Here is a 23,589-nt window from a genome sequence, read left to right on the forward strand (position 1 = left end):
GTGACCGCTGGGGGAGCCGCGAGCGCACCGCCGCACACCCCGCCCGCCCGCCTCCCGGAACGCACCGCCGGCCCCCTGCTCGTCGGACTCTTCGCCGCGGCCTACTGCGGGGTGTACATCGCGCTGGTGACGCCGGTGACCGTCACGCTCGCGGTCAAGGCCCAGCAGATCGCGCCGCACGACAAGCAGGCGGTGCTCTCGCTGGCCCTGGGGATCGGGTCCGTGCTGGCGATCCTGGGCAATCCGCTGTTCGGCAGGCTGAGCGACCGGACCACCTCGCGGTTCGGGATGCGCCGGCCCTGGCTGGTGGGCGGGCTCGTCGGCGGGCTGGCGGGCCTGCTCGTCTGCGCGACGACCCGGGACGTCGCCACTCTGGTGGCCGGCTGGTGCCTGACCCAGCTCGGGTTCAACGCGGTGCTCGCGGCGCTGATCGCCGTACTGCCCGACCAGATACCCGAACACCGTCGGGGCGCGGTCTCCGGCGTCCTGGGGCTGTGCCTGTCGGTCGCCCTGGTGGTCGGCAGCTTCCTGGCGCAGGCCGTCTCCTCGTCGGTCGTGCTGATGTTCATGGTGCCGGCCGGGGTGGGCGCGCTGACGGTGCTCGCGCTGGTCGCCGTACTGCGCGACCGCCGCCTCACCGAGCGCCCGCCCTTCGGGGTACGGGAGTTGGCGCGGAGCTACTGGGTCGACCCCCGGCGCCACCCCGACTTCGGGTGGGCCTGGCTGAGCCGCTGCCTGATGTTCATGGGGACGTCCGTGCTCAGCGCCTACAAGACGTTCTACCTCTCCGACCATCTGGGATACCCCGCCGCTCAGGTGCCGCGGCTGGTGTTCTGGGCGCTGCTCACGCAGACCGTCGTCACCGTGATCGGCAGCCAGCTCAGCGGCTGGCTCTCCGACCGGGTGCAGCGGCGCAAGCCCTTCGTGGTGTGGGCGGCGGTGCTGTACGGACTCGGTCTGCTGGTGATCTCACTGGCCGACTCCTTCGCGCTGTTCCTCCTGGGCATGGCCATCACCGGCATCGGCTTCGGAACCTATCTCTCCGTCGACCTCGCGCTGGTCACCGACGTCCTGCCGAGCCGCGCGACGGCCGGCCGGGACCTCGGCGTCTTCAACATCGCCACCGCGCTGCCGCAGTCCCTGGCCCCCACGCTCGCGCCCGCCGTCCTGGCCGTCGGCGGCGGCGAGAACTATGCCCTGCTGTTCCTGCTCGCCGCCCTGAGCGCGGTGGCCGGAGCGGCAGCACTTCAGCCCGTGCGGGCGGTCCGGTGAAAGGTCCGCCGTGCGGGTCGCACCTGATCCCAAGGAGTAGCACGTGACAACCTCTACCCCCACCACGGCGCAAGGGGCACCCACCGACGCCAGGCGCTTTCCCGTGTGGCTGGTGTGCCTGTGCGTGGCGTCCTTCACCGCCGGCACGGACAACTTCGTCATCGCCGGTGTGCTCAAGGACATCGCCCAGGGGCTGCACGTCTCGGAGGCCGTGGCGGGGCAGCTGATCACCGTCTTCTCGCTCACCTACGCGTTATCGGCGCCCTTCGTGGCCCTGCGGACCGCGCGCTACCCACGGCGGCGGGTGCTGATGACGGCGCTGGCGCTCTTCGCCGCGGCGAACGTGGGAGCCGCCCTCGCGCCCACGTACGGCGTGCTGGTGGTCTTCCGGATCCTCACCGCCCTGGCCGGCGCGTCGATCATGCCCGCGGCGTTCTCCACCGCCGCCGCGCTGGCGCCCAAGGGGGCCGTGGGCCGCTATCTGGGCTCCGTCACCTTCGGGCAGTCCGTCGCCCTGGTCGTCGGCGTCCCCGTCGGTACCGCGATCGCCGGCGCCTTCGGCTGGCGCGCCACGATGATCTTCGTCGGCGCCCTGGCGCTGGTGGTGATCGCCGGAGTCGCGGTCTTCCTGCCCGCGCTGCCCGGCGTTCCCGCCATCCCGCTGCGCCGCCGACTCGCCCCGCTGGGGCACCGCCCGGTGCTGCTGGGCCTGGTGGGCACCGTCGTCGGCGCCACCGGCAACTTCATGACCTTCAGCTACATCGCGGTCATCGCCGACGACCTCGGCCGCTCCGGTCCCGGCCAACTGGCCTTCCTGGTCTCCCTCATGGGTATCGCCAGCGCCTGCGGCGCCCTGATCGGCGGGCGCGCCGCCGACTCCTGGGGAGCCGGCCGCACCATCGTGCTCGCCCTGTCCCTCCAGGTCTCCTCGACCCTGCTGCTCGCGGCCTTCGGCTGGGCGTGGCCGGGCAGCGTGTCCGTCGTCGCGGTGGCCCTGCTGCTGGCCGGCTGGGGCATCTTCGGCGGCGCGCTCAACCCGCCCCTGCAGACCCGGCTGCTGTCGCTCGCGGGCGACGCCGGCAACGAAGTGGTGGCGCTCAACAGCAGCTGCCTGTTCCTGGGCATCTCGCTCAGCGGCGGGCTGGGCGGACTGGTCCTCGCCGGGCTCGGGCCGGTCGCGGTGCTCGCCGCCGCCGGCGCGGTGGGAGCGGTGTCCGTCCTGATCCTGTCGTGGTCGATCTACGGGGACAAGGCGGCGAGGAGCCAGAATGCCTGAGAGGTCTTCAGGTCTGGACTCCGGCGCCCCGGCCGGGATGGGAAAGAAGGAGTTGTCGATGGTCGACCACTATGACGTCGTCGTGCTGGGCGCCGGCCCCGGGGGCTATGTCGCGGCCATCCGGGCGGCCCAGCTGGGACTGCGCGTCGCCGTCGTCGAGGAGAAGTACTGGGGAGGCGTCTGCCTCAACATCGGGTGCATCCCCACCAAGGCCCTGCTGCGCAACGCCGAGTTGGCCCATATCTTCACCCGCGAGGCGAAGACGTTCGGGATCGAGGCCGACGGCGAGGTGCGCTTCGACTACGGCGAGGCCTTCCGGCGCAGCCGCCGCGTGGCCGACGGCCGCGTCAAGGGCGTGCACTACCTCATGAAGAAGAACAAGATCACCGAATACGACGGCCGCGGCACCTTCGTGGACGCCACCAGCCTCCAGGTGGCCCACGCCGACGGGACCACCAGCACCGTCGGCTTCGACCACTGCGTCATCGCCACCGGCGCCACCCCTCGGATGCTGCCCGGCACCGGGCGCACCGATCGGGTGGTCTCCTATCAGGAGCAGATCCTCGACGAGACACTGCCGGAGAGCATGGTGCTCGTCGGCGCCGGTGCGATCGGCGTCGAATTCGCCTACGTCCTGCACAACTACGGCGTGCGGGTCACCCTCGTGGAGTTCCTCGACCGCATCGCCCCCCTGGAGGACGAGGAGGTCTCGGCCGAGTTGGCCCGCCAGTACCGCAAGCTCGGCATCGGGGTCATGGCCGCCACCCGCGTCGAGTCCATCGACGACTCCGGGCCCCAGGTCCAGGTGCACGTCCGCACGAAGGACGGCGCACAGCAGACCCTTGAGGCCGGCAAGGTGCTGGTGGCCATCGGCTTCCAGCCGAACGTCACGGGCTACGGCCTGGAGAACACCGGAGTCCAGCTCACCGACGGCGGCGCCGTCGCGGTGGACGAAAGGTGCCGCACATCGGTACCGGGCATCTACGCCATCGGCGACGTCACCGCCCGGCTGATGCTCGCGCACGCGGCGGAGGCGATGGGGGTGGTGGCGGCGGAGACCATCGCCGGCGCGGAGACCATGGAGCTGGACTTCCCCATGATTCCCCGCGCCACCTACTGCCAGCCACAGATCGCCAGCTTCGGCTGGACGGAGGCACAGGCCCGGGAGAAGGGCTTCGACGTGCGGGTCGCGAAGTTCCCCTTCGCCGCCAACGGCAAGGCCCACGGCCTGGGCGACTCCACGGGCTTCGTGAAGATCCTCAGCGACGCCCGGCACGGCGAACTCCTCGGCGCGCACATGGTGGGCCCCGACGTCACCGAGCTGCTGCCGGAGTTGACCCTGGCCCAGCAGTGGGACCTCACCGTGCACGAGGTCGCCCGCAACGTCCACGCCCACCCCACACTGTCCGAAGCGGTCAAGGAAGCGGTGCACGGCCTGGCCGGACACATGATCAACTTCTAGGGCGCCACCTGTGTCGGAAGTCCCGCCTGCCCCGCGGGCGGACGACGGGACTTCCGACACAGGCCCTGGGGCCGGTCCGGCGGATCAGGGCCGGACGGACCCCGGGCCCGTCGGCGACGGCACACCGCGGGGCTCCGGGGCGGGCGGAAGCGCCGCCCGCCCCGGCCCCCGGCGCCCCGCGGGCCCGCCTCAGGCGGGCTCCGCCAGCCCCGCCAGGAGCCGGGGCAGCGCGCTGCCGATCGGCTCGCGGATCACCTCGGCGGCCAGTTCGTCGTACGGCGTCGGTTCGGCGTTGACGATGATCAGCCGCGCGCCGTGCTCGGCGGCAACTCCGGCGAGCGAGGCGGCCGGCTGGACCTGGAGCGTGGTGCCGACCGCGAGGAAGACCTGGGCCGCCTTGGCCACGCCCAGCGCCGTACCGAGCACCTGCGGATCGAGCCGCTCGCCGAACATCACCGTCGCCGACTTCAGGATCCCGCCGCAGGTCAGGCACGGCGGATCGGGCTCGCCGGCGGCCACCCGCGCCAGTGCCCGGCGCATCGAGGACCGGGCGTGACAGCGGGTGCAGACCACCGCCCGCACCGTGCCGTGCAGTTCGAGCACCTTGCGCTCGGGCATCCCCGCGAGCTGATGCAGCCCGTCGACGTTCTGTGTGATCACCCGCACCGGCGTCCCGGACCGCTCCAGCCGGGCCACCGCCTCATGCGCGGCGTTCGGCTTCGCCCGGAAGGCCGGGCTCTCCTGCCGCATCCGCCACGACCGCCGCCGGATCTCCGGGTCGCTCATGTACACGTCGTAGGTGACCAGCTTCTCGGCCTCCGGGTCGCGCCGCCACAGCCCGTTCGGCCCGCGGTAGTCCGGAATCCCGGAGTCCGTGGAGATCCCGGCGCCGCTCAGGATCGCGACGAGGGGGCGGCGGGACGCCGGGGCGGGGTGGTCGTGCGAGGCATCGGTGCCGGTCATGCTGCGAGCGTACGCAGCCGGCCGGCCCCCGTCTCCGCAATAAGTGCCCGCCCGCGGTGAGCGGACGCGCATCGGGGCATGGGCAGTGGCGGACCAGGGGAGGGGTAGCCATCCAGGGCCGTCGCGTCACCCCACGTGTCCCCGGGACCCCAAGTGCCACCCCACTCGGAACAGGAGCCGCCGTGTTCACCACCCGTCCCACCCTGCAGGGCACCTTCGGGATGGCCGCCACCACGCACTGGCTGGCGTCCCAGTCCGCGATGGCCGTGCTGGAGGACGGCGGCAACGCCTATGACGCGGCCGTGGCGGCCGGGTTCGTCCTGCATGTGGTGGAGCCGCATCTGAACGGGCCGGCCGGTGAGGTGCCGATCATTTTGGCCCCCGCGGACGGCCCGGTACGGGTGCTCTGCGGCCAGGGACCGGCACCCGCCGGGGCGAGCGTGGCGCACTACACCTCGCTCGGACTCGACCTGGTGCCCGGTACGGGGCCGCTCGCCGCCGCCGTCCCCGGGGCCTTCGACGCCTGGATGCTGCTGCTGCGCGACCACGGCACCAAGACCCTCGCCGAGGTGCTCCGGTACGCCATCGGATACGCCGAGCACGGCCACCCGGCCGTCGAGCGGATCGGCGAGACCGTCGAGACGGTCCGGGAGCTCTTCGAGACGGAGTGGACGTCCTCCGCCGAGATCTACCTCCCGGGCGGTACGTCCGTCGCCCCGGGCGGGCTGCTCAGGAACCGTCCGCTGGCGGCCACCTGGCGCCGGCTGACCGCGGAGGCCGAGGCCGCCGCGACCGGCCGGGAGGCGCGGATCGACGCCGCCCGCCGCATCTGGCGCGAGGGCTTCATCGGTGAGGCGCTCGCCGCGTTCGCGGCCCGCCCGGCCATGGACACCTCCGGTGAACGGCACGCCGGCACGCTCACCGGAGACGACCTGGCCGCCTACTCCGCCACCTACGAAGCGCCCGTCACCCACGACTGGAACGGATGGACCGTCGCCAAGGCGGGCGGCTGGTCCCAAGGCCCCGCATTCCTCCAGCAACTGGCCCTGCTGCCCGAGGAGTTGCCCCCGTACGGCAGCTCCGCATACGTGCATCTGCTCATCGAGGGCGGCAAGCTGGCGATGGCGGACCGGGAGGCCTGGTACGGGGACGCCGCCCAGGTGCCGCTCGACGCCCTGCTGAGCGACGGGTACAACGCCGCGCGGCGGACGCTGATCGGCGAGCACGCCTCGTTCGAGCTGCGCCCCGGCAGCCCCGACGGGCGCGCTCCGCGGCTGGGCGAGCACGCGGCGGCGGCCGCGGCCGGTGCGGACCGAGGCGGCGCCCGAGCGGGGGCCCGGAGCGGCGCGGGCGAGCCGACCGTCGCCCGCGCGGACCGCCCGGCCCCGGCCCCCGAGCAGGTGGCGCCCGAGGTCGACCGCAGTGGTGCCACCCGGGGCGACACCTGCCATATCGACGTCGTCGACCGCTGGGGCAACCTGGTCTCCGCCACCCCCTCCGGCGGCTGGCTGCAGTCCAGCCCCGTGGTCCCGGCCCTCGGCTTTCCGCTCGGCACCCGGCTGCAGATGGCCTGGCTGGAGGAGGGCTTGCCCAACTCCCTCACCCCGGGCCGGCGGCCCCGCACCACCCTCTCGCCGTCCCTCGCGCTGCGCGACGGGGTCCCGGTCATGGCCTTCGGCACACCGGGCGGCGATCAGCAGGACCAGTGGCAGGTGCACTTCTTCCTGGCCGTGGCGCTGCGCGGCCGGGTCCGCGGCGGGCCCGACCTCCAGGGCGCCGTCGACGCGCCGAACTGGCACCAGGACTCCTTCCCCGGCTCGTTCTACCCGCGCGGGATGCGGCCGGGGAGCGTGACGGTGGAGTCCCGGATCGGTGACGAGGTCGTCGCCGGGCTGCGACGGCGTGGACATCTGGTCACGGTGGGTGACGCCTGGTCCGAGGGTCGACTGTGCGCGGTGGCGCGCGACCCGGAGAGCGGGGTGCTGTCCGCGGCGGCCAATCCCCGGGGGATGCAGGGGTACGCGGTCGGGCGCTGAGGCGCCGAGGCGGGGCCGCGCACGGACCGCGGCCGCGCCGTCGCCCGAGCCCCTCGCCGTGCCCTCCGCAACACCGGGAGTTCACCTGCGATCCAGCTGCCGTGTCAGTGGCTCGTGTTTCCATGGACACATGATCGAAGCACTTCGTACCCAAGACGCGGGAGACACCACGAACATCACCGATGCCACCACGATGCCCTTCTCGCCCGAGTTGACCGGACTGGACCTGGCCGCCGTCGAGGCCGCCGTCCGCCGCGCCGCGGCCGACGAGATCATGCCGCGCTTCCGGCAGCTCGCCGCCGAGGACATCGTCGAGAAGAACGGCCCGCACGACCTCGTCACGGTCGCCGACCGGCGCGCCGAGGAGCACCTCACCGCCGCCCTCACGGCCCTGCTGCCCGGCTCCCGGGTGGTCGGGGAGGAGGCGGTGCACGCCGACCCGTCCGTGCTCGACGCGCTGCACGGTGACGCCCCCGTCTGGATAGTCGACCCGGTCGACGGCACCCGCCAGTTCGTGCACGGCGACCCCGGCTTCGCCACGCTCGTCGCGCTCGCCCACCGCGGCGAGGTGCTGGCCTCCTGGACGTACGCCCCCGCGCTCGGTCTGATGGCCATCGCCCGCCGCGGCGCCGGCGCCCGGCTCAACGGCGTGGCACTGCGCGCCGGCAGCCCGTCCCCGGACGCGGTCCTCGATGTCGCCACCTCCCACTACGACTTCACCGACGACGACCAGAAGCGGGTGCTGGCCGCGCTGGAGACCGGTGGCATCGCCCCGCGGCCGTGCGGTTCGGCGGGCCTGGAGTATCTGCACATAGCCCGCGGCGAGCTCGACGCCACGGCCTTCAGCTGGGAGAACGCCTGGGACCACGCGGCCGGACTGCTGCTGGTCCATGAGGCGGGCGGCGCCAGCGGCACGGTCGCCGGGCAGCCGTTCCGTATCGAGGGCGGCAATGCGCTGCCCTTCACGGCGGCGCGTGACGCCGAAACCGCGCGGCGTATCCTCGGACTGCTGGCGGCCGCCAACTGATCCTCACCGACGAGGGTCGGACACGAGGGGAGTGGCGCAGGTGCCGAGGATGCTCGATGCCGTGGTGATCGGGGCGGGACCCAACGGCCTCACGGCGGCCGTCGAACTGGCCCGCCGTGGCATGTCCGTTGAGGTCTTCGAGGCCTGCGACACCATCGGCGGCGGCGCCCGTACCGAGGAGCTGACCCTCCCCGGTTTCCGCCACGACCCCTGTTCGGCCGTGCATCCGACCGGTGTGGGCTCACCGGCCTTCGCGAGGATGCCGTTGGAGCGCCACGGCCTCGAATGGCTGCACCCGGACCTCCCGATGGCTCATCCGTTCCCGGACGGTACGGCCGCCGTGCTCGCCCACTCCGTCGGCGAGACCGCGATGTCCTTCGGCCCCCGCGACGCCGGCACGTACCGCAGGCTCGTCGCGCCGTTCATCGGCAAGTGGGAGACCATGGCCCATGACTTCCTGCGCACCCAGTGGCTCGGCCTGCCCTCCGACCCGCTGACCTACGCCCGCTTCGGGCTGGTCGCCGCGCAGCCGGTCACGCTCCTCAACCGCCGCTTCCAGGACGAGAAGGCCCGCGGGCTGATGGCCGGCCTCGCGGCGCACGCCATCGCCCCGCTCCGCGGCATCGGCACGTCCGGCATCGCCCTGATGTTCGCGCTCGCCGCGCACGCCAAGGGCTGGCCGGTGGCGCGCGGCGGCTCCCAGGCCATCTCCGACGCGCTCGCCGGGCTGCTGCGCGCCCACGGCGGAGCGATCCACACCGACTTCGAGGTCAAGCGCCTGGACGACCTGCCGCCGGCCCGCGCGTATGTCTTCGACACCTCCCCGACCGCCCTGGCCCGCATCGCCGGTCTGGGCAACGCCTACCGCGACGTCAAGTACGGCCCCAGCGTCTTCAAGATCGATTACGCGCTGTCCGGCCCGGTGCCGTGGACGGCCGAGGAGGCCCGGCGCGCCGGCACCGTCCACATCGGCCCCACCAGCGGTGAGATCTCCGCCGCGCTGGACGCCGCCAGCCGCGGCCAGGACCCGTCGGTACCCTTCCTGATCACCGCTCAGCCCAGCCTGATCGACTCCACCCGCGCCCCCGAGGGCAAGCATGTCTTCTGGGCGTACGGCCATGTCCCCAACGGCTGGGAGGGCGACGCGACCGAGGTCGTCGAGCGGCAGATCGAGCGCTTCGCCCCCGGCTTCCGCGACCTGGTCCTAGCCCGCGCGGTCGCCGGACCGCCGCAACTCGCCGCCCGCAACGCCAACTACGTCGGCGGCGACACCGCCACCGGCTCCGCGGCCGGCCTGCGTCTGCTGATCCGCCCGAAGCTCGCCCGCGTGCCCTACGAAACCGCCCACCCCGCCGTCTTCCTCTGCTCCCAGGCCACCCCACCGGGCCCCGGCGTCCATGGGATGTCGGGCCATTACGCGGCGAAGACCGTATGGCGCCGGCTGCGTGCGGCCCGTCGTTGAGCCGCGGCAGCGCACGGGGCGCCGGCTGCGTGCGGCTCGTCGTTGAGCCGCGGGAGCGCACGGGGCGCCGGTCGCGGTTGGCCCGTCGACAGTCCTCGTGCACGGCCGAAGCCCTACGCTCGGACCCCATGAGCGCCAAGAGCACCTCCCTGACCCTCATTCAGGGCGACATCACCGAACAGGCCGTTGACGCCGTGGTCAACGCCGCCAACTCCTCCCTCCTGGGCGGCGGGGGAGTGGACGGCGCGATCCACCGGCGCGGCGGCCCGGAGATCCTTAACGAGTGCCGCTCGCTGCGCGCCGCGCAGTACGGGCGCGGCCTGCCCACCGGCCGGGCCGTGGCGACCACCGCCGGGCGGCTGCCCGCGCGTTGGGTGATCCATACCGTCGGCCCGGTGCACTCCGACAGCGAGGACCGCACCGCCCTGCTCGCCTCCTGCTACACGCAGTCGCTCCAGGTGGCCGCGGGCCTCGGCGCCCGCACCGTCGCCTTCCCCGCCATCTCCACCGGCGTCTACCGCTGGCCGGTGGAGGACGCCGCCCGGACCGCCGTCGCCACGGTCCGCGCCGCGGTCGCTGCGTCCCCGGACGCCTTCGACGAGATCCGCTTCGTCGTCTTCGACGACCGCGCCCGCGAGGCCTACGAGGCCGCCCTGGCCGCGTCCTGACGACCGCTCACCACCGGGCTCGCATGGCGGCAGCAGGCCGGTACGGCTCTCCTGCCGCCCGTGCCCTCCCGCCGCCATCGCCTCCTACCGGCGTGCTGCGGCGACATGACACCCTGTCGGCATGGTCGACGTCCAGGTGCCAACGCAGGACGCGGTGCTCTCCCTGGAGCCGTCCGGCTCGGCCAACCCCTACGGCGACCGGCCGTCGATGGCCCGGCTCGGCCTGGTGCGGATCCGCTCGCACTACTTCTCGCACGGCGCCTGGCTGGAGGAGGGCGCCCTGTTGCGCGACGCCGGGCGGCTGGCGGGCATCCCCGGTGTGCTCGTCCACGGTCGCCAGGACCTGGGCTCGCCCCTGCACACCGCCTGGGAACTGGCCCGCGCCTGGCCGACCGCCCGGCTGACCGTGATCCACGACGCGGGGCAGAAGGGGAGCGGGACGATGCGGCACGAGGTGATCGGGGCGCTGGACCGCTTCGCGGCGAACGGAACACCTGAGTCCGGGTGACCCGGGCCCTTCCTGGTCACCCGACGTTGATGTCGGATTCTCGCCAGCCGCGACCCGCCCACTGGGCAATCCTGGAGGCATGCACACCGACACCGAGCGCTGTCTGCGCGCCGTGCAGTCCAAGGACGCCCGCTTCGACGGCTGGTTCTACACGGCGGTGCTCACCACCCGTATCTACTGCCGCCCCAGCTGCCCCGTGGTGCCGCCCAAGCCCGAGAACATGCGCTTCTACCCGAGTGCCGCCGCCGCCCAGCAGGCCGGGTTCCGGGCCTGCAAGCGGTGCCGCCCGGACGCCAGCCCCGGGTCCCCGCAGTGGGACGAGCGGGCCGATCTCACCGCCCGCGCCATGCGGCTGATCGCCGACGGCATCGTCGACCGCGAGGGCGTCCCCGGCCTCGCGGCCCGGCTCGGCTACAGCACCCGGCAGATCGAGCGGCAACTGCTGGCCGAGCTGGGTGCCGGGCCGCTCGCCCTGGCCCGCGCCCAGCGCGCACAGACCGCCCGGCTCCTGGTGGAGACCACCGCGCTGCCGATGGCCGAGGTCGCCTTCGCCGCCGGCTTCGCCAGCATCCGCACCTTCAACGAGACGGTGCGGGAGGTCTTCGCGCTCTCCCCGACCGACCTGCGGCAGCGGGCCCGGCCCGGTCCGTGTGCGGCGGTCCCCGGCACGCTCGCGCTGCGACTGCCCTTCCGACAGCCGCTGAACCCCGACAACCTCTTCGGACATCTCGCGGCCACCGCCGTCCCCGGCGTCGAGGAGTGGCGGGACGGCGCCTACCGCCGCACCCTGAGCCTCCCTTACGGGCACGGCATCGTCGCACTCGCGCCCCGGCCGGACCACATCGACTGCCGGTTGGCCCTCACCGACCTGCGCGATCTGGCCGGCGCCATCGCCCGTTGCCGCCGGCTGCTCGACCTCGACGCGGACCCGGAAGCCGTCGACGGGCTGCTGCGCGAGGACCCGCAGCTGGCACCGCTGGTCGCCAAGGCGCCAGGCCGCCGGGTCCCGCGCACCGTCGACGCCGCCGAGTTCGCCGTCCGCGCGGTCCTCGGCCAGCAGATCTCCACCGCGGCCGCCCGTACCCACGCCGGACGGCTGGTCCGTGCACACGGCGAGCGGGTCGACGACCCGGGCGGCGGCCTCAGCCACCTCTTCCCGTCCGCCGCCGCGCTCGCCGCACTCGACCCCGAGTCGCTGGCCATGCCCCGCACCCGCCGCGCCACGCTCACCGGGGTCATCGCCGCCCTCGCCTCCGGAGCCCTGCACCTCGGCGTCGGCAGCGACCGGGACGAGGCCCGCGCCCGGCTCGCCGCGCTGCCCGGCATCGGCCCCTGGACCGTCGAGTGCATCGCCATGCGCGGCCTCGGCGACCCCGACGCCTTCACCCCGACCGACCTCGGACTGCGCCGCGCGGCCGCCGGCCTCGGCCTGCCGCACACCCCGGCGGCCCTGGTGCGGCACTCCGCGGTCTGGCGCCCCTGGCGCGCCTACGCCGTGCAGTACCTCTGGGCGACCGACGACCACCCCATCAACCACCTCCCGACGAACTGAGCCGCAGCCATGACCGTCCACGCACCCGAGCCCCGCGACGACACCGCCCCCCTCACCCACACCGTCCTGACCGGCACCCCGGTGGGCTCCCTCACCCTCGTCGCCGCCGGAGCGGCGCTGACCGGCCTCTACATGACCGACCAGCGCCATCGCCCGCCCCAGGAGACCTTCGGAAGCCCGGCGGACCCCGGCGAGCCGCCGTTCGCCGCCGCCATCGCCCAGCTCCGGGCCTATTTCCGCGGCGAGTTGACCGCCTTCGACCTGCCGCTCGCGCTGCGCGGCACGCCCTTCCAGCGCCGCGTCTGGGCGGCGCTGCGCACCATCCCGTACGGCGAGACGCTCTCGTACGGGCAGCTCGCCGAACGGATCGGGGCACCGTCGGCGGCCCGCGCCGTCGGCTTGGCCAACGGGCGCAACCCGATCGGCATCATCGTCCCCTGCCACCGCGTCGTCGGCGCCGACGGCAGCCTGACCGGCTACGGCGGCGGCCTGGACCGCAAGCGCCGGCTGCTCGCCTTCGAACGGTCGGAGGAGGCGGACACGCTGTTCCCGGCGGAGGCGTTCGGCTGACCCGAGCCCTGGGCCACGAGAGCGCCCCCGGCAGGCGAGGTGAAGGAAAGGCCTAGGAGGTGGCCCGTGGGGTGAGCCCGTCGAGCAGGGCCCGTGCGGTCTGTGCCGCGAACTCCTCCTCGGTCTCGGGCAGCAGTGCGCCGGCCGGTGCCTCGGTGCCGAAGAACAGGTCGAGGAAGGCCCGGTGGAAGCAGGCCCCGATGAGCAGCGTGGCGGCCGCGTGCGGGTCGACGGCGGACGAGACCCGGCCCAGCTCCTGCTCGGCCCGGAGGTAGTCGGCCAGCTGCCGGCTGGCGTTCTGCGGCCCGGCGGTGCCCAGCTCGTCCAGCTTGCGGCGGTGCGTCGCCAGCAGCTCCGGACTGGCGAAGAGCGACGCCGCCATCGGGAAGGCACGCCGGTAGAAGCGGACGGCCGCCAGCGCCACCTCCTGGAGGTGCCCGGACGGGCCGCGCTCGTCGCCCACGACGTCCGGCAGCTGCTCCAGCGCCGTGGAGAACCGCGGGGCGCGCTCGTGCAGCACCCGGACGAAGATCTCCTCCTTGTTGCGGAAGTGCTTGTACAGCGCCGCCTCGGAGCACCCGGCCTCCCGGGCGATCTGCTTCGTCGTCGTGCGGGTCAGCCCCACGGTCGTCATCAGCGCGGCGGCGGCGTCGAGGATGCGGGCGCGCGTGCGGGCGCCTCCGGTCAGGGGAGCGGCGGCGTCTTGGGGCATGCCCCGATCCTACATTGACAGGTGAGTGGGTACTCACTCACCATGTAGGGTGAGTGAGTACCCACTCACCTACGGAGGGTGCATCCCGCATCCACGCGACACCCACTCATCACGGGAGAGGCATGAAGCTCACCGTTCTCGGCGCGTCGGGCGGCGTCGGCCGTCAGCTCGTCCGCCAGGCGCTGGCCGACGGGCACGAGGTGACCGCCGCGCTGCGCAGCCCGGAGAAGCTCACCGAGCGGCACGACCGCCTGACCGTCGTCCGCGCCGACGCGCTCGACGCCGCCTCCGTCCAGGCGGTGGTCGACGGCGCCGACGCGGTGCTCTCCGGTATGGGCCAGGCCGGCCGGCACGACCCGCTGCGGCCCGCCTCCACCTCGGCGCGCGCGGTGGTCGAGGCGATGAAGGCGACCGGCGTACGGCGCGTCCTCATGGTCAGCGCGGGCCCGCTCAACCGCTCCGGTACCGGCCAGCCGTTCCTGAGCCACCGGGTGTTCGGGCCCCTGCTGTGGGCGGTCCTCAAGGAGCTGTACACCGACCTGGAGCGCATGGAGGCCGTCCTGCGCGGCAGCGGGCTCGACTGGACCGCGGTCCGCCCGCCCCGCCTGCTCGACAAGCCGGGCGAGGGCCGCTACCGCCATGCCGTCGAAGCCGGCCCGGCCGGGGCGTCCATCGCCCGCGCCGACGTGGCCCGCGCCATGCTCGACTTCCTCGCCGATCCGCAGACCTACGGCCACGCGGTCGGCATCAGCCGCTGAGCGCCACGGGGCAGGGCTCAGTCCGCCGTGGACGCGGCGGGCGCGCCCGGGTCGTCCACGACCGCCCGCACCTCCGCCACCAGCCGCTCCGCCTCCGCCAGCGCGCGGCGCAGCTCGTCCCCCGTAGGCCCGAGCCGGGACAGCACGGCGGCGGCGCGGTCACCGAAGCCGGACGGGGTCTGCGGCAGCGCCGCGGCCGCCGCCAGCGCGCCCTTCTCGTTGAGGCACCAGACGCCGTGGTGCGCGTGCAGCGCCTGGACGAGGTGGCCGACGGCGCGGGACAGGCACAGCGCGGCGTGCAGCACGTCCCGGGTCGCGTACGACCGGCCCGCCATCGCCGTGGAGAACCCGGCGTCCCAGACCGCGGCACCGGTCAGCGCCGTGCGCAGCGCCGGCGGGTAGTCCCGCGCCGCCTCCTTCAGTCGGGCCAGCTCCCCGTCGGTGTCGGAGAGCACCCGGCCCAGCGCCGCCTCACCCGGGTAGGCGGGCGACCAGAAGCCGAGGGGATGACCGGCCTGGACGCCGATCTCGAAGCGGCCCGCGCGGCACTCCTCCCACACCCGCCACACCCGGTCGACGTCCCGCAGGATCCAGTCCATACGGCGCCCGTCGGGCAGTACGAGCCAGGCACCGCCGTTGACCCACGCACCCCAGGACCCCGGCGCATAGACCTCGACGGGCCCGCCGGTCAGCTCCGCGGCCAGGCTCTCCAGTGCCCCGAGATCCGGTTCGCCCCGGTAGTAGAGCCCCAGATCCCAGTCGGAGTCCGGCCGATGCGTCCCCCGGGCCCGGCTCCCCCCGAGCATCACCCCGACCACTCCGGGCACCCGAGCGACCTTGGCGGCGATCGCTCCCACGGCGTCTTCCACGGTGTCTTGTACGGTGTTGTCCACGGGGGCACCCTAGGCGCGCGGGCAGCCGCCGATCATGTCATTTTCCCGGGCGGCGCCGACTCATCCCGACATCCCGCCGGCGACCTTCGGCGGCACCCCGTCCTCCAGCTCCGCCGGTCCGCGGCCGTCCGCGAGGGCCTTGAGGGCCGCGCCGATGCGCAGCGCCATCGCCCGGTTCACCAGTGTCTGGGCCTCGTCCCAATGGACCAGCCGCCACGACAGCAGCTCCTCCTCCTGGAGCCGGATGGCGGCGAGCCGGCCGGCGTCCAGCACTCCGCCGTCGAAGAGGTACGACACCAAGGGCGGCCGCCCCTCGCCGCGCACCCAGTCGACGGCGAGCAGCGGGCCCAGCTCCACATCCAGGCCGATCTCCTCGGCGGTCTCGCGGCGCGCGGCCTGGCGGGGCGACTCGCCGCGGTCCGACTCGACGGTCCCGCCGGGCAGGATCCAGGTGTCGCGATAGTTGGGCTCCACGAGCAGAATGCGGCCTTCCGCGTCACGGAAGATCGCTCCCGCTCCCGCGAGAACACGGGGCAGTCCGGCAAGGTACGTGGCGTAATCCATGGTCGTCACGGCGCGAGCCTAGAGCCTGCCCGGCTGATCTTCGAGGGCGCACTTGGGCGCTTTCGGGAGCGCCTACGACCTATGTGCCCTGTTCGCCGGGCCGCTCGCCGGATAAGGTCGCAGCGGCGCGACTGCCAGTTCGAAAGCAAGGGGAAACACGGTGGCGGACGCAGCAAGGACACACACAGCACATGTGCTGATCGCCGCGGACAAGTTCAAGGGTTCACTCACGGCCGTAGAGGTCGCCGAGCACGTCACGGCCGGTCTGCGGCGCGTGGTCCCCGATCTGGACGTGGCGGCCGTCCCGGTCGCGGACGGCGGCGACGGCACGACACAGGCGGCTCTCGCCGCTGGATTCGCGCCCCACAGGGTGCAGGTGACCGGTCCCACCGGCGCGCCGGTGACGGCCACCTTCGCGCTGCGCGAGGACGGCACCGCGGTGGTGGAGATGGCGGAGGCGTCCGGCCTCCAGCACCTGCCCGGGGGCGCCTTCGCCCCCCTGACGGCGACCACGTACGGCACCGGGGAGCTGCTGCTGGCGGCCCTGGACGCGGGCGCGACCACCATCGTCTTCGGCGTCGGCGGCAGCGCCACGACCGACGGCGGTGCGGGCATGCTCGCGGCGCTGGGCGCCCGCTTCCTGGACGCGGAGGGTGCGCCGGTCGCCCCCGGTGGTGGCCCGCTGCGCGATCTGGCCACGGCCGACCTGTCGGGCCTGGACCCCCGGCTGGCCAAGACCGAGATCGTGCTCGCCAGCGACGTCGACAACCCGCTGACGGGTCCCAAGGGCGCCCCGGCGGTCTACGGCCCGCAGAAGGGCGCCGGCCCGGACGACGTGGCCACGCTCGACGCCGCCCTCGCGCACTACGCCGAGGTGCTGGAGCGCACGGTCGGCCCCAAGGCCGCCGAGTACGCCCTGGCTCCCGGCGCGGGCGCGGCCGGCGGCATCGGCTACGGCGCGCTGGTGGCTCTGGACGCGGCGTTCCGGCCGGGCATCGAGGTGATGCTCGACGTGCTGGGCTTCGCCCCGGCCCTGGCGGAGGCCACGTTCGTGATCACCGGCGAGGGCTCGCTGGACGAGCAGACGCTGCACGGCAAGGCGCCGGCCGGCGTCGCCGCCGCGGCCCGGGCGGCCGGCCTGGACGTGGTCGCGGTCTGCGGCCGGCTCCAGCTGCCGCAGGAGGCGCTGAGCCGGGCCGGTATCCAGCGCGCCTACGCCCTGACGGACCTGGAGTCCGACCCGGCCCGCTGTATGGCCGAGGCGGGCCCGCTGCTGGAGCGGGCTGCGGAGAGCCTGGCCCGCGACTTCCTGGTCTGAGGGCGGTCCCGGCGCACGCCGCGAAACGCCGAGAGCCCCGAGCGAATCGTTCGCTCGGGGCTCTCGGCGTTCTGTGCGGGGTGCCGCGTCTGCGCTAGGGCAGCTGTGCGGCGCGCGACTCGGCCCGCGACTCGCGGCGGTTGTCGCGGAAGGTGTTGACCCTCCGGGCCGTCGCGAACAGCGGGATCATCGCGCCCAGGACCACCTGGAGGGAGCAGCCGGTCTGCAGCAGCAGCTGGCCGCCGGGGGCGTCCAGCGCCCAGGCCGCGAGCATCCCCATGCTGAGCACGATCCAGCTGAGCATCGCCACGGCGAGCCGGCCGCGCGGCTTGGGGTACTCGACCCGGCTCACCATCAGCCAGGCCACCCCGATGATCGCCAGCAGCGTCGGCAGGAACGGCAGCTCCAGCAGCACGATGGCCACGACGGTCAGGGCGCCGAACGGGCTCGGCATGCCCTGGAAGATCCCGTCGCGCAGGGTGACGCAGGAGAACCGCGCAAGCCGCAGCACCACCGCCAGCAGCACCACCACCGCCGCGACGACCGACACCCGCTGGTGCGCGTCCTGGGCGACCATGCCCCAGGTCACGACGAAGTACGCGGGCGCCAGCCCGAAGCTGATCAGGTCGGAGAGGTTGTCGAGCTCGGCCCCCATCGCCGAGGCCCGCAGCTTGCGCGCCACCAGCCCGTCGAAGAGGTCGAAGACCGAAGCGAGCAGCATCAGGATCACGGCCATGGCCGCGCTGTGCCGGGCCATCCCGCCGTCCTCGGTCCCCGTGAGGTGCGGGATGAGGACTCCGGTGGTGGTGAAGTACACCGCCATGAAGCCGCAGATCGCGTTGCCGAGGGTGAGGGTGTCCGCTATTGACAGCCGCGTGGACAGCGGCATGTCGTCCTCGTCCTCGTCGGTCTCGGGTGCCCAGCCCGCCTGTGTCTCGGGATCAACCACGGTCAAGGCGAGTCACCCCCGCGGTGGTGGCCTGGCCGACCTCGACCGCCACCTCGACGCCCTCCGGGAGGTAGACGTCGACGCGGGAGCCGAAACGGATCAGCCCGATCCGCTCGCCCTGCTCCACCTTCGTGCCCTCGGGCACGTAGGGGACGATACGGCGGGCCACCGCGCCGGCGATCTGCACCATCTCGATGTCGCCGAGCTCGGTGTCGAAGTGCCAGACGACCCGCTCGTTGTTCTCGCTCTCCTTGTTGAACGCCGGAACGAACCCGCCGGGGATGTGCTCGACGGAGGTCACCGTGCCGGCCAGCGGCGCGCGGTTGACGTGGACGTTCAGCGGGCTCATGAAGATCGCGACGCGGGTGCGCCCGTCCTTCCACGGCATGATGCTCTGCACCACGCCGTCGGCCGGGGAGATGACACGACCCTGAGCGATCTCCCGCTCGGGGTCGCGGAAGAACCACAGCATGCCCGCCGCCAGAGCGGTGGTGGGCACGGCAACGGCGGCCCAGCGACCCGACCGGCGGGACCGGGCGAGGCTGACCGCTGCCGTGGCAACGGTCGGCAGGAGCCACGGCGACGCTCCGCGCGCGAGGCGGACGCGACCGCGTTGTGCAGAGGATTGGCTGTGGGGCATGGATGACCTTCGTAGCGGAGGATGCCGCGTATGGATACGGGGGACGGCGGCTTTCCAAGGATGCTATCGGTTGCGAGCGGCAACTGGCCAAGAGCCAGAGCCAATCCGTGGCCGAAGTAGGATGACGGGGTGTGATCTTCGTCTAGGGTAAATCGGCCCAAACCGGGCGTTCACCCCTGGATTCGGTACTCCTCCAGTAGCCGGCGACCAATGATCATTTTCTGGATCTCGGCGGTACCTTCGCCGATCAGGAGCATCGGGGCCTCGCGGTAGAGGCGCTCGATCTCGTACTCCTTCGAGAAGCCGTACCCGCCATGGATGCGGAACGCGTCTTCCACTACCTCCTTGCAGTACTCGGAGGCCAGGTACTTCGCCATGCCCGCTTCGAGGTCGTTTCGCTGGCCCGAGTCCTTTTTGCGAGCGGCGTTAACCATCATCGCATGGGCCGCTTCGACCTTTGTCGCCATTTCTGCCAGTTTGAACTGAATGGCCTGATGCTGGGCGATCGGCTTGCCGAAGGTGTGTCGCTGCTGCGCGTAGGAAACGCCCAGCTCGAAGGCGCGCTGGGCGACGCCGCAGCCCCGTGCCGCGACATTGACCCGGCCGACCTCGACGCCGTCCATCATGTGATAGAAGCCACGTCCGGTCTGGCCGCCGAGCACCCGATCGGCGGGGATGCGCAGCCCGTCCATGATCAGTTCGGTGGTGTCGACGCCCTTGTAGCCCATTTTGTCGATCTTGCCCGGGATGGTCAGGCCGGGGCGCACCTCACCGAATCCGGCTTCCTTCTCCACGAGGAAGGTCGTCATCGACTTGTGCGGGGCGGTGCCCTCCGGGTGGCCCTCGTCCGTACGGCACAGCACCGCCACGAGGGTGGACGAACCGCCGTTGGTGAGCCACATCTTCTGGCCGTTGAGGACGTAATCGTCGCCGTCCCGCACGCCCTTGGAGGAGATGGCCGACACGTCCGAGCCCAGTGCCGGCTCCGACATCGAGAAGGCACCCCGGATTTCACCGGCCGCCATCTTCGGCAGGAAGTAGTCCTTCTGCTCCTGCGTGCCGTGCTGCTTGAGCATGTACGCCACGATGAAGTGGGTGTTGATGATGCCGGAGACGCTCATCCACCCGCGGGCGATCTCCTCGACGGTCAGCGCGTAGGTGAGCAGGGACTCGCCCAGCCCGCCGTACTCCTCCGGAATCATCAGGCCGAACACGCCGAGTTCCTTGAGTCCCTCGACGATCTGCGTCGGGTACTCGTCGCGGTGTTCGAGCTCGGTGGCGACCGGCAGGATCTCCTTGTCCACGAAGTCGCGGACGGTGGAGAGAATTTCCCGCTGGACGTCGGTCAGGCCCTCGGTCTGCGCAAGACGGGTCATGGTGACTACTTCTCCTTCTTGGCCGGCGGGGCCTTGAGCTCCGGGCGGCCGGGCTGCTCGCCGCCGCGCTCCTTGATGTAGGTGGCGGTCGGGACCATCACCTTGCGCCGGAAGACGCAGACCAGGGTCCCGTCCTGCTTGTAGCCCTTGGTTTCCACGTACACGATGCCGCGGTCGGACTTGGACCTCGACGGCGTCTTGTCCAGCACCGTGGTCTCGCCGTAGATCGTGTCGCCGTGGAAGGTCGGCGCCACGTGCTTCAGCGACTCGATCTCCAGATTGGCGATGGCCTTTCCGGAGACGTCCGGCACCGACATGCCCAGCAGCAGCGAGTAGATGTAATTGCCGACGACGACGTTCTTTCCGAAGTCGGTGGTCTGCTCCGCGTAGTTGCTGTCCATGTGCAGCGGGTGATGGTTCATCGTGAGCAGGCAGAAGAGGTGGTCGTCGTATTCGGTGACGGTCTTCCCCGGCCAGTGCTTGTACACATCGCCGATGATGAACTCTTCATAGGTACGGCCGAACTGCATCGCGCTTATGCCTCCGGGGCCTCGAACTTGGACGTACGGATCATGCCGGCGGCCCGGCCCTTGCCGGCGATCACCAGCGCCATCTTCCGGCTCGCCTCGTCGATCATCTCGTCGCCGAGCATCGCGGAACCCTTGGCTCCGCCCGCCTCCGAGGTGTGCCACTCGTAGGCGTCCAGGATCAGCTCGGCGTGGTCGTAGTCCTCCTGGGAGGGGGAGAACACCTCATTGGCGGCCTCGACCTGACCCGGGTGCAGTACCCACTTGCCGTCGAAGCCGAGCGCGGCGGCGCGGCCGGCCACCTCGCGATAACCGTCAATGTTCTTGATCTGAAGGTACGGACCGTCAATTGCCTGTAGATCGTAGGTCCGGGCCGCCATCAGGATGCGCATCAGAATGTAGTGATAGGCGTCCGCGCCATAGCCGGGCGGCTGCTCGCCGACCACCAGGGACTTCATGTTGATGGACGCCATGAAGTCGGCCGGGCCGAAGATGATGGTCTCCAGGCGCGGCGAGGCACCGGCGATCGCATCGACGTTCACCAGGCCCTTGGCGTTCTCGATCTGCGCCTCGATGCCGATCCGGCCGACCTCGAAGCCCATGGTCTTCTCGATCTGTGTCAGCAGCAGGTCCAGCGCCACGATCTGCTGGGCGTCCTGGACCTTCGGCAGCATGATGCAGTCGAGGTTCGCTCCCGCGCCCTCGACGACCGTGACGACATCGCGGTACGTCCAGTGCGTCGTCCAGTCGTTGACCCGTACGACCCGTGTCTTGCCGGTCCAGTCGCCGCCGTTCAGCGCCTCGACGATGGTGTGCCGCGCGCCCTCCTTGGCGAGCGGGGCGCAGGCGTCCTCCAGATCCAGGAACACCTGGTCCGCGGGCAGGCCCTGGGCCTTCTCCAGGAAGCGCGGATTGCTGCCGGGGACCGCCAGACACGAGCGGCGCGGCCGCAGTCGGCTGACAGGCGCTGGCGCTGTCATGCGGGGACCTCCAGGGGGTCGAGCTGGTTCGCTTTGCGGATCTCGTCGACGATACGGCCGATGATCTCCGTGATACCGAAGTCCTTCGGGGTGAAGACGGCCGCCACTCCGGCTTCCTTGAGCGCGGTGGCGTCGGCGGAGGGGATGATGCCGCCGACGATGACCGGCATGTCGTCCACGCCGGTGCGGCGCAGCCGGGCCAGTACGTCCGGCACCAGCTCGGCGTGCGAGCCGGACAGGATCGACAGGCCGACACAGTGCACGTCCTCGGCGACGGCCGCCGAGACGATCTGCTCCGGGGTGAGCCGGATGCCCTGGTAGATCACCTCGAAGCCGGCGTCCCTGGCCCGTACGGCGATCTGCTCGGCGCCGTTGCTGTGCCCGTCCAGGCCGGGCTTGCCGACCAGCAGCCGCAGCTTGCCGCTGCCGAGCTCGGCAGCGGTCTTGGCGACCTTCTCGCGGACCGCCGCCAGCGGGCTGCCCTCCTCGGCGGCGACCGCCAGGGGGGCGCTGGAGACGCCCGTGGGCGCCCGGAACTCGCCGAAGACGTCCCGCAGCGCCCAGGCCCACTCGCCGGTCGTCACACCGGCGCGGGCGCACTCCAGGGTGGCCGCGAAGAGGTTGGCGTCACCGGCCGCGGTCTTCTTCAGGACCGACAGCGCCTCCTGGGCGCGCACCTCGTCGCGGTTGTCCCGCCAGTCGTGCAGGGCCTGCACCACCCGCGCCTCGTTGGCCGGGTCGACGGTCATGATCGCGGTGTCGAGGTCCGCGGTGAGCGGGTTGGGCTCGGTGGACTCGAAGCAGTTGACGCCGACGATCTTCTCCTCGCCCGCCTCGATCCGGGCCCGCCGCTCGGCGTGCGCGGAGACCAGCTGCGACTTGAGGTAGCCGGACTCCACCGCGGCCATCGCGCCGCCCATCTCCTGGATCCGCTCGATCTCGGCGAAGCAGTCGGTGACCAGGGCGTCGACCTTGGCCTCGATGACATGCGAGCCGGCGAAGATGTCCTCGTACTCCAACAGGTCGCTCTCGTGCGCCAGGACCTGCTGGATGCGCAGCGACCACTGCTGGTCCCACGGGCGCGGCAGCCCCAGTGCCTCGTTCCAGGCCGGGAGCTGCACGGCGCGGGCGCGGGCGTCCTTGGAGAGGGTGACGGCCAGCATCTCCAGCACGATCCGCTGGACGTTGTTCTCCGGCTGCGCCTCGGTGAGCCCGAGCGAGTTGACCTGAACGCCGTAGCGGAAGCGGCGCTGCTTGGGGTTGTCGATGCCGTAGCGCTCGCGGGTGATCCGGTCCCAGATGCGGCCGAAGGCGCGCATCTTGCACATCTCCTCGACGAACCGGACGCCGGCGTTCACGAAGAACGAGATACGGGCCACGACGTCGCCGAACTTCTCCGCCGGGACCTGCCCGGAGTCGCGCACCGCGTCCAGCACCGCGATGGCGGTGGACATCGCGTACGCGATCTCCTGCACCGGCGTCGCCCCGGCCTCCTGCAGGTGGTAGCTGCAGATGTTGATCGGGTTCCACTTGGGGATGTTGGCCACCGTGTACGTGATCATGTCGGTGGTCAGCCGCAGGGAGGGTCCCGGCGGGAAGACGTGCGTCCCGCGCGAGAGGTACTCCTTGACGATGTCGTTCTGGGTGGTCCCCGACAGCTTGGTGATGTCGGCACCCTGCTCCTCGGCGACCACCTCGTACAGCGCCAGCAGCCACATCGCCGTCGCGTTGATGGTCATCGAGGTGTTCATCTGGTCCAGCGGGATGTCCTGGAACAGCCGCCGCATGTCGCCCAGGTGCGACACCGGGACCCCGACCCGGCCGACCTCGCCGCGGGCGAGGATGTGGTCGGGGTCGTAGCCGGTCTGCGTCGGAAGGTCGAACGCGACCGACAGCCCGGTCTGCCCCTTGGCGAGGTTGCGCCGGTACAGCTCATTGGACGCCTCGGCGGTGGAATGCCCGGCGTAGGTCCGCATCAGCCACGGACGATCCTTCTGACGCTCAGTCATATCAGGCCCGAATCTTCGAGGTTCGAAACGTCCGAGGTGACTCAGGCGTTCCGGCCGGTGTCTGTGG

Annotated in this window: 21 protein-coding genes and 1 pseudogene; 12 read left to right on the plus strand and 10 right to left on the minus strand. The window is 72.2% G+C overall.

The genetic code is table 11. The features are described from left to right. Genes WAB15_RS32835 through lpdA form a run of 3 tightly spaced genes read left to right on the plus strand, consistent with a single transcriptional unit; the run spans position 1 to position 4,010 of the window. Entirely contained in the window at positions 1 to 1,272 is a 1,272-nt protein-coding gene (locus WAB15_RS32835; RefSeq protein WP_407288466.1) for an MFS transporter, read from the plus strand. Between the two features lie 43 nt (positions 1,273 to 1,315). Then, complete coding sequence (locus tag WAB15_RS32840) at positions 1,316 to 2,548, plus strand: MFS transporter (RefSeq protein WP_407288467.1); 1,233 nt, start codon at positions 1,316 to 1,318, stop codon at positions 2,546 to 2,548. Positions 2,549 to 2,606: 58 nt separating this feature from the next. Continuing rightward, positions 2,607 to 4,010 (plus strand): dihydrolipoyl dehydrogenase, encoded by a 1,404-nt coding sequence (gene lpdA / locus WAB15_RS32845; protein ID WP_407289332.1) that lies wholly within the window; start codon positions 2,607 to 2,609, stop codon positions 4,008 to 4,010. 189 nt (positions 4,011 to 4,199) lie between these two features. On the opposite strand, the gene WAB15_RS32850 is transcribed toward lpdA, so the two are convergent. Then, on the minus strand, positions 4,200 to 4,973 hold the full coding sequence (locus WAB15_RS32850) for an SIR2 family NAD-dependent protein deacylase (protein ID WP_407288468.1): 774 nt from the start codon (positions 4,971 to 4,973) through the stop codon (positions 4,200 to 4,202). A gap of 182 nt (positions 4,974 to 5,155) precedes the next feature. Between WAB15_RS32850 and WAB15_RS32855 the strand changes: the two genes are divergently transcribed. From WAB15_RS32855 to WAB15_RS32885, 7 genes and pseudogenes are all read left to right on the plus strand, one after another. After that, positions 5,156 to 7,009, plus strand: a complete 1,854-nt coding sequence (locus WAB15_RS32855; protein WP_407288469.1) for a gamma-glutamyltransferase family protein — start codon at positions 5,156 to 5,158, stop codon at positions 7,007 to 7,009. 193 nt (positions 7,010 to 7,202) lie between these two features. Further along, a complete protein-coding gene (locus tag WAB15_RS32860; RefSeq protein WP_407289333.1) occupies positions 7,203 to 8,036 on the plus strand; it encodes an inositol monophosphatase family protein in 834 nt (277 codons plus the stop codon). 49 nt (positions 8,037 to 8,085) lie between these two features. Continuing rightward, the gene (locus WAB15_RS32865) at positions 8,086 to 9,498 is read left to right on the plus strand and encodes a phytoene desaturase family protein (RefSeq protein WP_407288470.1); all 1,413 of its coding nucleotides are present in this window, start codon (positions 8,086 to 8,088) and stop codon (positions 9,496 to 9,498) included. Positions 9,499 to 9,626: 128 nt separating this feature from the next. After that, positions 9,627 to 10,166: an O-acetyl-ADP-ribose deacetylase gene (locus tag WAB15_RS32870; protein ID WP_407288471.1), complete on the plus strand. Its 540-nt coding sequence runs from the start codon at positions 9,627 to 9,629 to the stop codon at positions 10,164 to 10,166. A 145-nt stretch (positions 10,167 to 10,311) separates the two neighbouring features. Then, positions 10,312 to 10,674 (plus strand): annotated as a pseudogene (locus WAB15_RS32875) (prolyl aminopeptidase); the annotation flags it as partial. A 79-nt stretch (positions 10,675 to 10,753) separates the two neighbouring features. Then, positions 10,754 to 12,226, plus strand: coding sequence for an AlkA N-terminal domain-containing protein (locus tag WAB15_RS32880; RefSeq protein ID WP_407288472.1), 1,473 nt, complete (start codon positions 10,754 to 10,756; stop codon positions 12,224 to 12,226). Between the two features lie 9 nt (positions 12,227 to 12,235). Next, on the plus strand, positions 12,236 to 12,796 hold the full coding sequence (locus WAB15_RS32885; protein WP_407288473.1) for a methylated-DNA--[protein]-cysteine S-methyltransferase: 561 nt from the start codon (positions 12,236 to 12,238) through the stop codon (positions 12,794 to 12,796). A gap of 52 nt (positions 12,797 to 12,848) precedes the next feature. Here the strand turns inward: WAB15_RS32885 and WAB15_RS32890 are convergent, their stop codons facing one another. Continuing rightward, positions 12,849 to 13,508, minus strand: coding sequence for a TetR/AcrR family transcriptional regulator (locus WAB15_RS32890; protein ID WP_407288474.1), 660 nt, complete (start codon positions 13,506 to 13,508; stop codon positions 12,849 to 12,851). Between the two features lie 122 nt (positions 13,509 to 13,630). Between WAB15_RS32890 and WAB15_RS32895 the strand changes: the two genes are divergently transcribed. Beyond that, positions 13,631 to 14,266, plus strand: a complete 636-nt coding sequence (locus WAB15_RS32895) for an NAD(P)-dependent oxidoreductase (protein ID WP_399148914.1) — start codon at positions 13,631 to 13,633, stop codon at positions 14,264 to 14,266. Positions 14,267 to 14,283: 17 nt separating this feature from the next. Here the strand turns inward: WAB15_RS32895 and WAB15_RS32900 are convergent, their stop codons facing one another. Both WAB15_RS32900 and WAB15_RS32905 read right to left on the minus strand, forming a co-directional pair. Then, positions 14,284 to 15,072 (minus strand): nucleotidyltransferase domain-containing protein, encoded by a 789-nt coding sequence (locus WAB15_RS32900; protein ID WP_407289334.1) that lies wholly within the window; start codon positions 15,070 to 15,072, stop codon positions 14,284 to 14,286. A gap of 147 nt (positions 15,073 to 15,219) precedes the next feature. Next, entirely contained in the window at positions 15,220 to 15,723 is a 504-nt protein-coding gene (locus WAB15_RS32905) for an NUDIX domain-containing protein (protein WP_399148977.1), read from the minus strand. A gap of 193 nt (positions 15,724 to 15,916) precedes the next feature. Here WAB15_RS32905 and WAB15_RS32910 point away from each other — a divergent pair, with 193 nt between their 5' ends. Further along, positions 15,917 to 17,041: a glycerate kinase gene (locus WAB15_RS32910; RefSeq protein WP_399148978.1), complete on the plus strand. Its 1,125-nt coding sequence runs from the start codon at positions 15,917 to 15,919 to the stop codon at positions 17,039 to 17,041. A 94-nt stretch (positions 17,042 to 17,135) separates the two neighbouring features. On the opposite strand, the gene pssA is transcribed toward WAB15_RS32910, so the two are convergent. The 6 genes from pssA to WAB15_RS32940 all read right to left on the minus strand — a co-directional run bounded on the left by pssA (position 17,136) and on the right by WAB15_RS32940 (position 23,522). After that, the gene (gene pssA / locus WAB15_RS32915; RefSeq protein ID WP_399148915.1) at positions 17,136 to 17,996 is read right to left on the minus strand and encodes a CDP-diacylglycerol--serine O-phosphatidyltransferase; all 861 of its coding nucleotides are present in this window, start codon (positions 17,994 to 17,996) and stop codon (positions 17,136 to 17,138) included. Continuing rightward, positions 17,983 to 18,630 (minus strand): phosphatidylserine decarboxylase, encoded by a 648-nt coding sequence (locus WAB15_RS32920; RefSeq protein WP_399148916.1) that lies wholly within the window; start codon positions 18,628 to 18,630, stop codon positions 17,983 to 17,985. Before WAB15_RS32920 ends, pssA begins: the two co-directional genes overlap by 14 nt. Positions 18,631 to 18,800: 170 nt before the next feature. Continuing rightward, complete coding sequence (locus tag WAB15_RS32925; RefSeq protein ID WP_399148917.1) at positions 18,801 to 20,006, minus strand: acyl-CoA dehydrogenase family protein; 1,206 nt, start codon at positions 20,004 to 20,006, stop codon at positions 18,801 to 18,803. Between the two features lie 5 nt (positions 20,007 to 20,011). Then, entirely contained in the window at positions 20,012 to 20,536 is a 525-nt protein-coding gene (locus WAB15_RS32930; protein ID WP_407288475.1) for a MaoC family dehydratase, read from the minus strand. A 5-nt stretch (positions 20,537 to 20,541) separates the two neighbouring features. After that, on the minus strand, positions 20,542 to 21,513 hold the full coding sequence (locus WAB15_RS32935; protein WP_399148919.1) for an HpcH/HpaI aldolase/citrate lyase family protein: 972 nt from the start codon (positions 21,511 to 21,513) through the stop codon (positions 20,542 to 20,544). Further along, positions 21,510 to 23,522, minus strand: a complete 2,013-nt coding sequence (locus WAB15_RS32940) for a protein meaA (RefSeq protein WP_399148920.1) — start codon at positions 23,520 to 23,522, stop codon at positions 21,510 to 21,512. The genes WAB15_RS32935 and WAB15_RS32940 overlap by 4 nt, the downstream gene beginning before the upstream one ends. Positions 23,523 to 23,589: the final 67 nt, after the last annotated feature.

This window comes from Streptomyces sirii, from assembly GCF_045690365.1.
GTDB lineage: Bacteria > Actinomycetota > Actinomycetes > Streptomycetales > Streptomycetaceae > Streptomyces > Streptomyces sirii.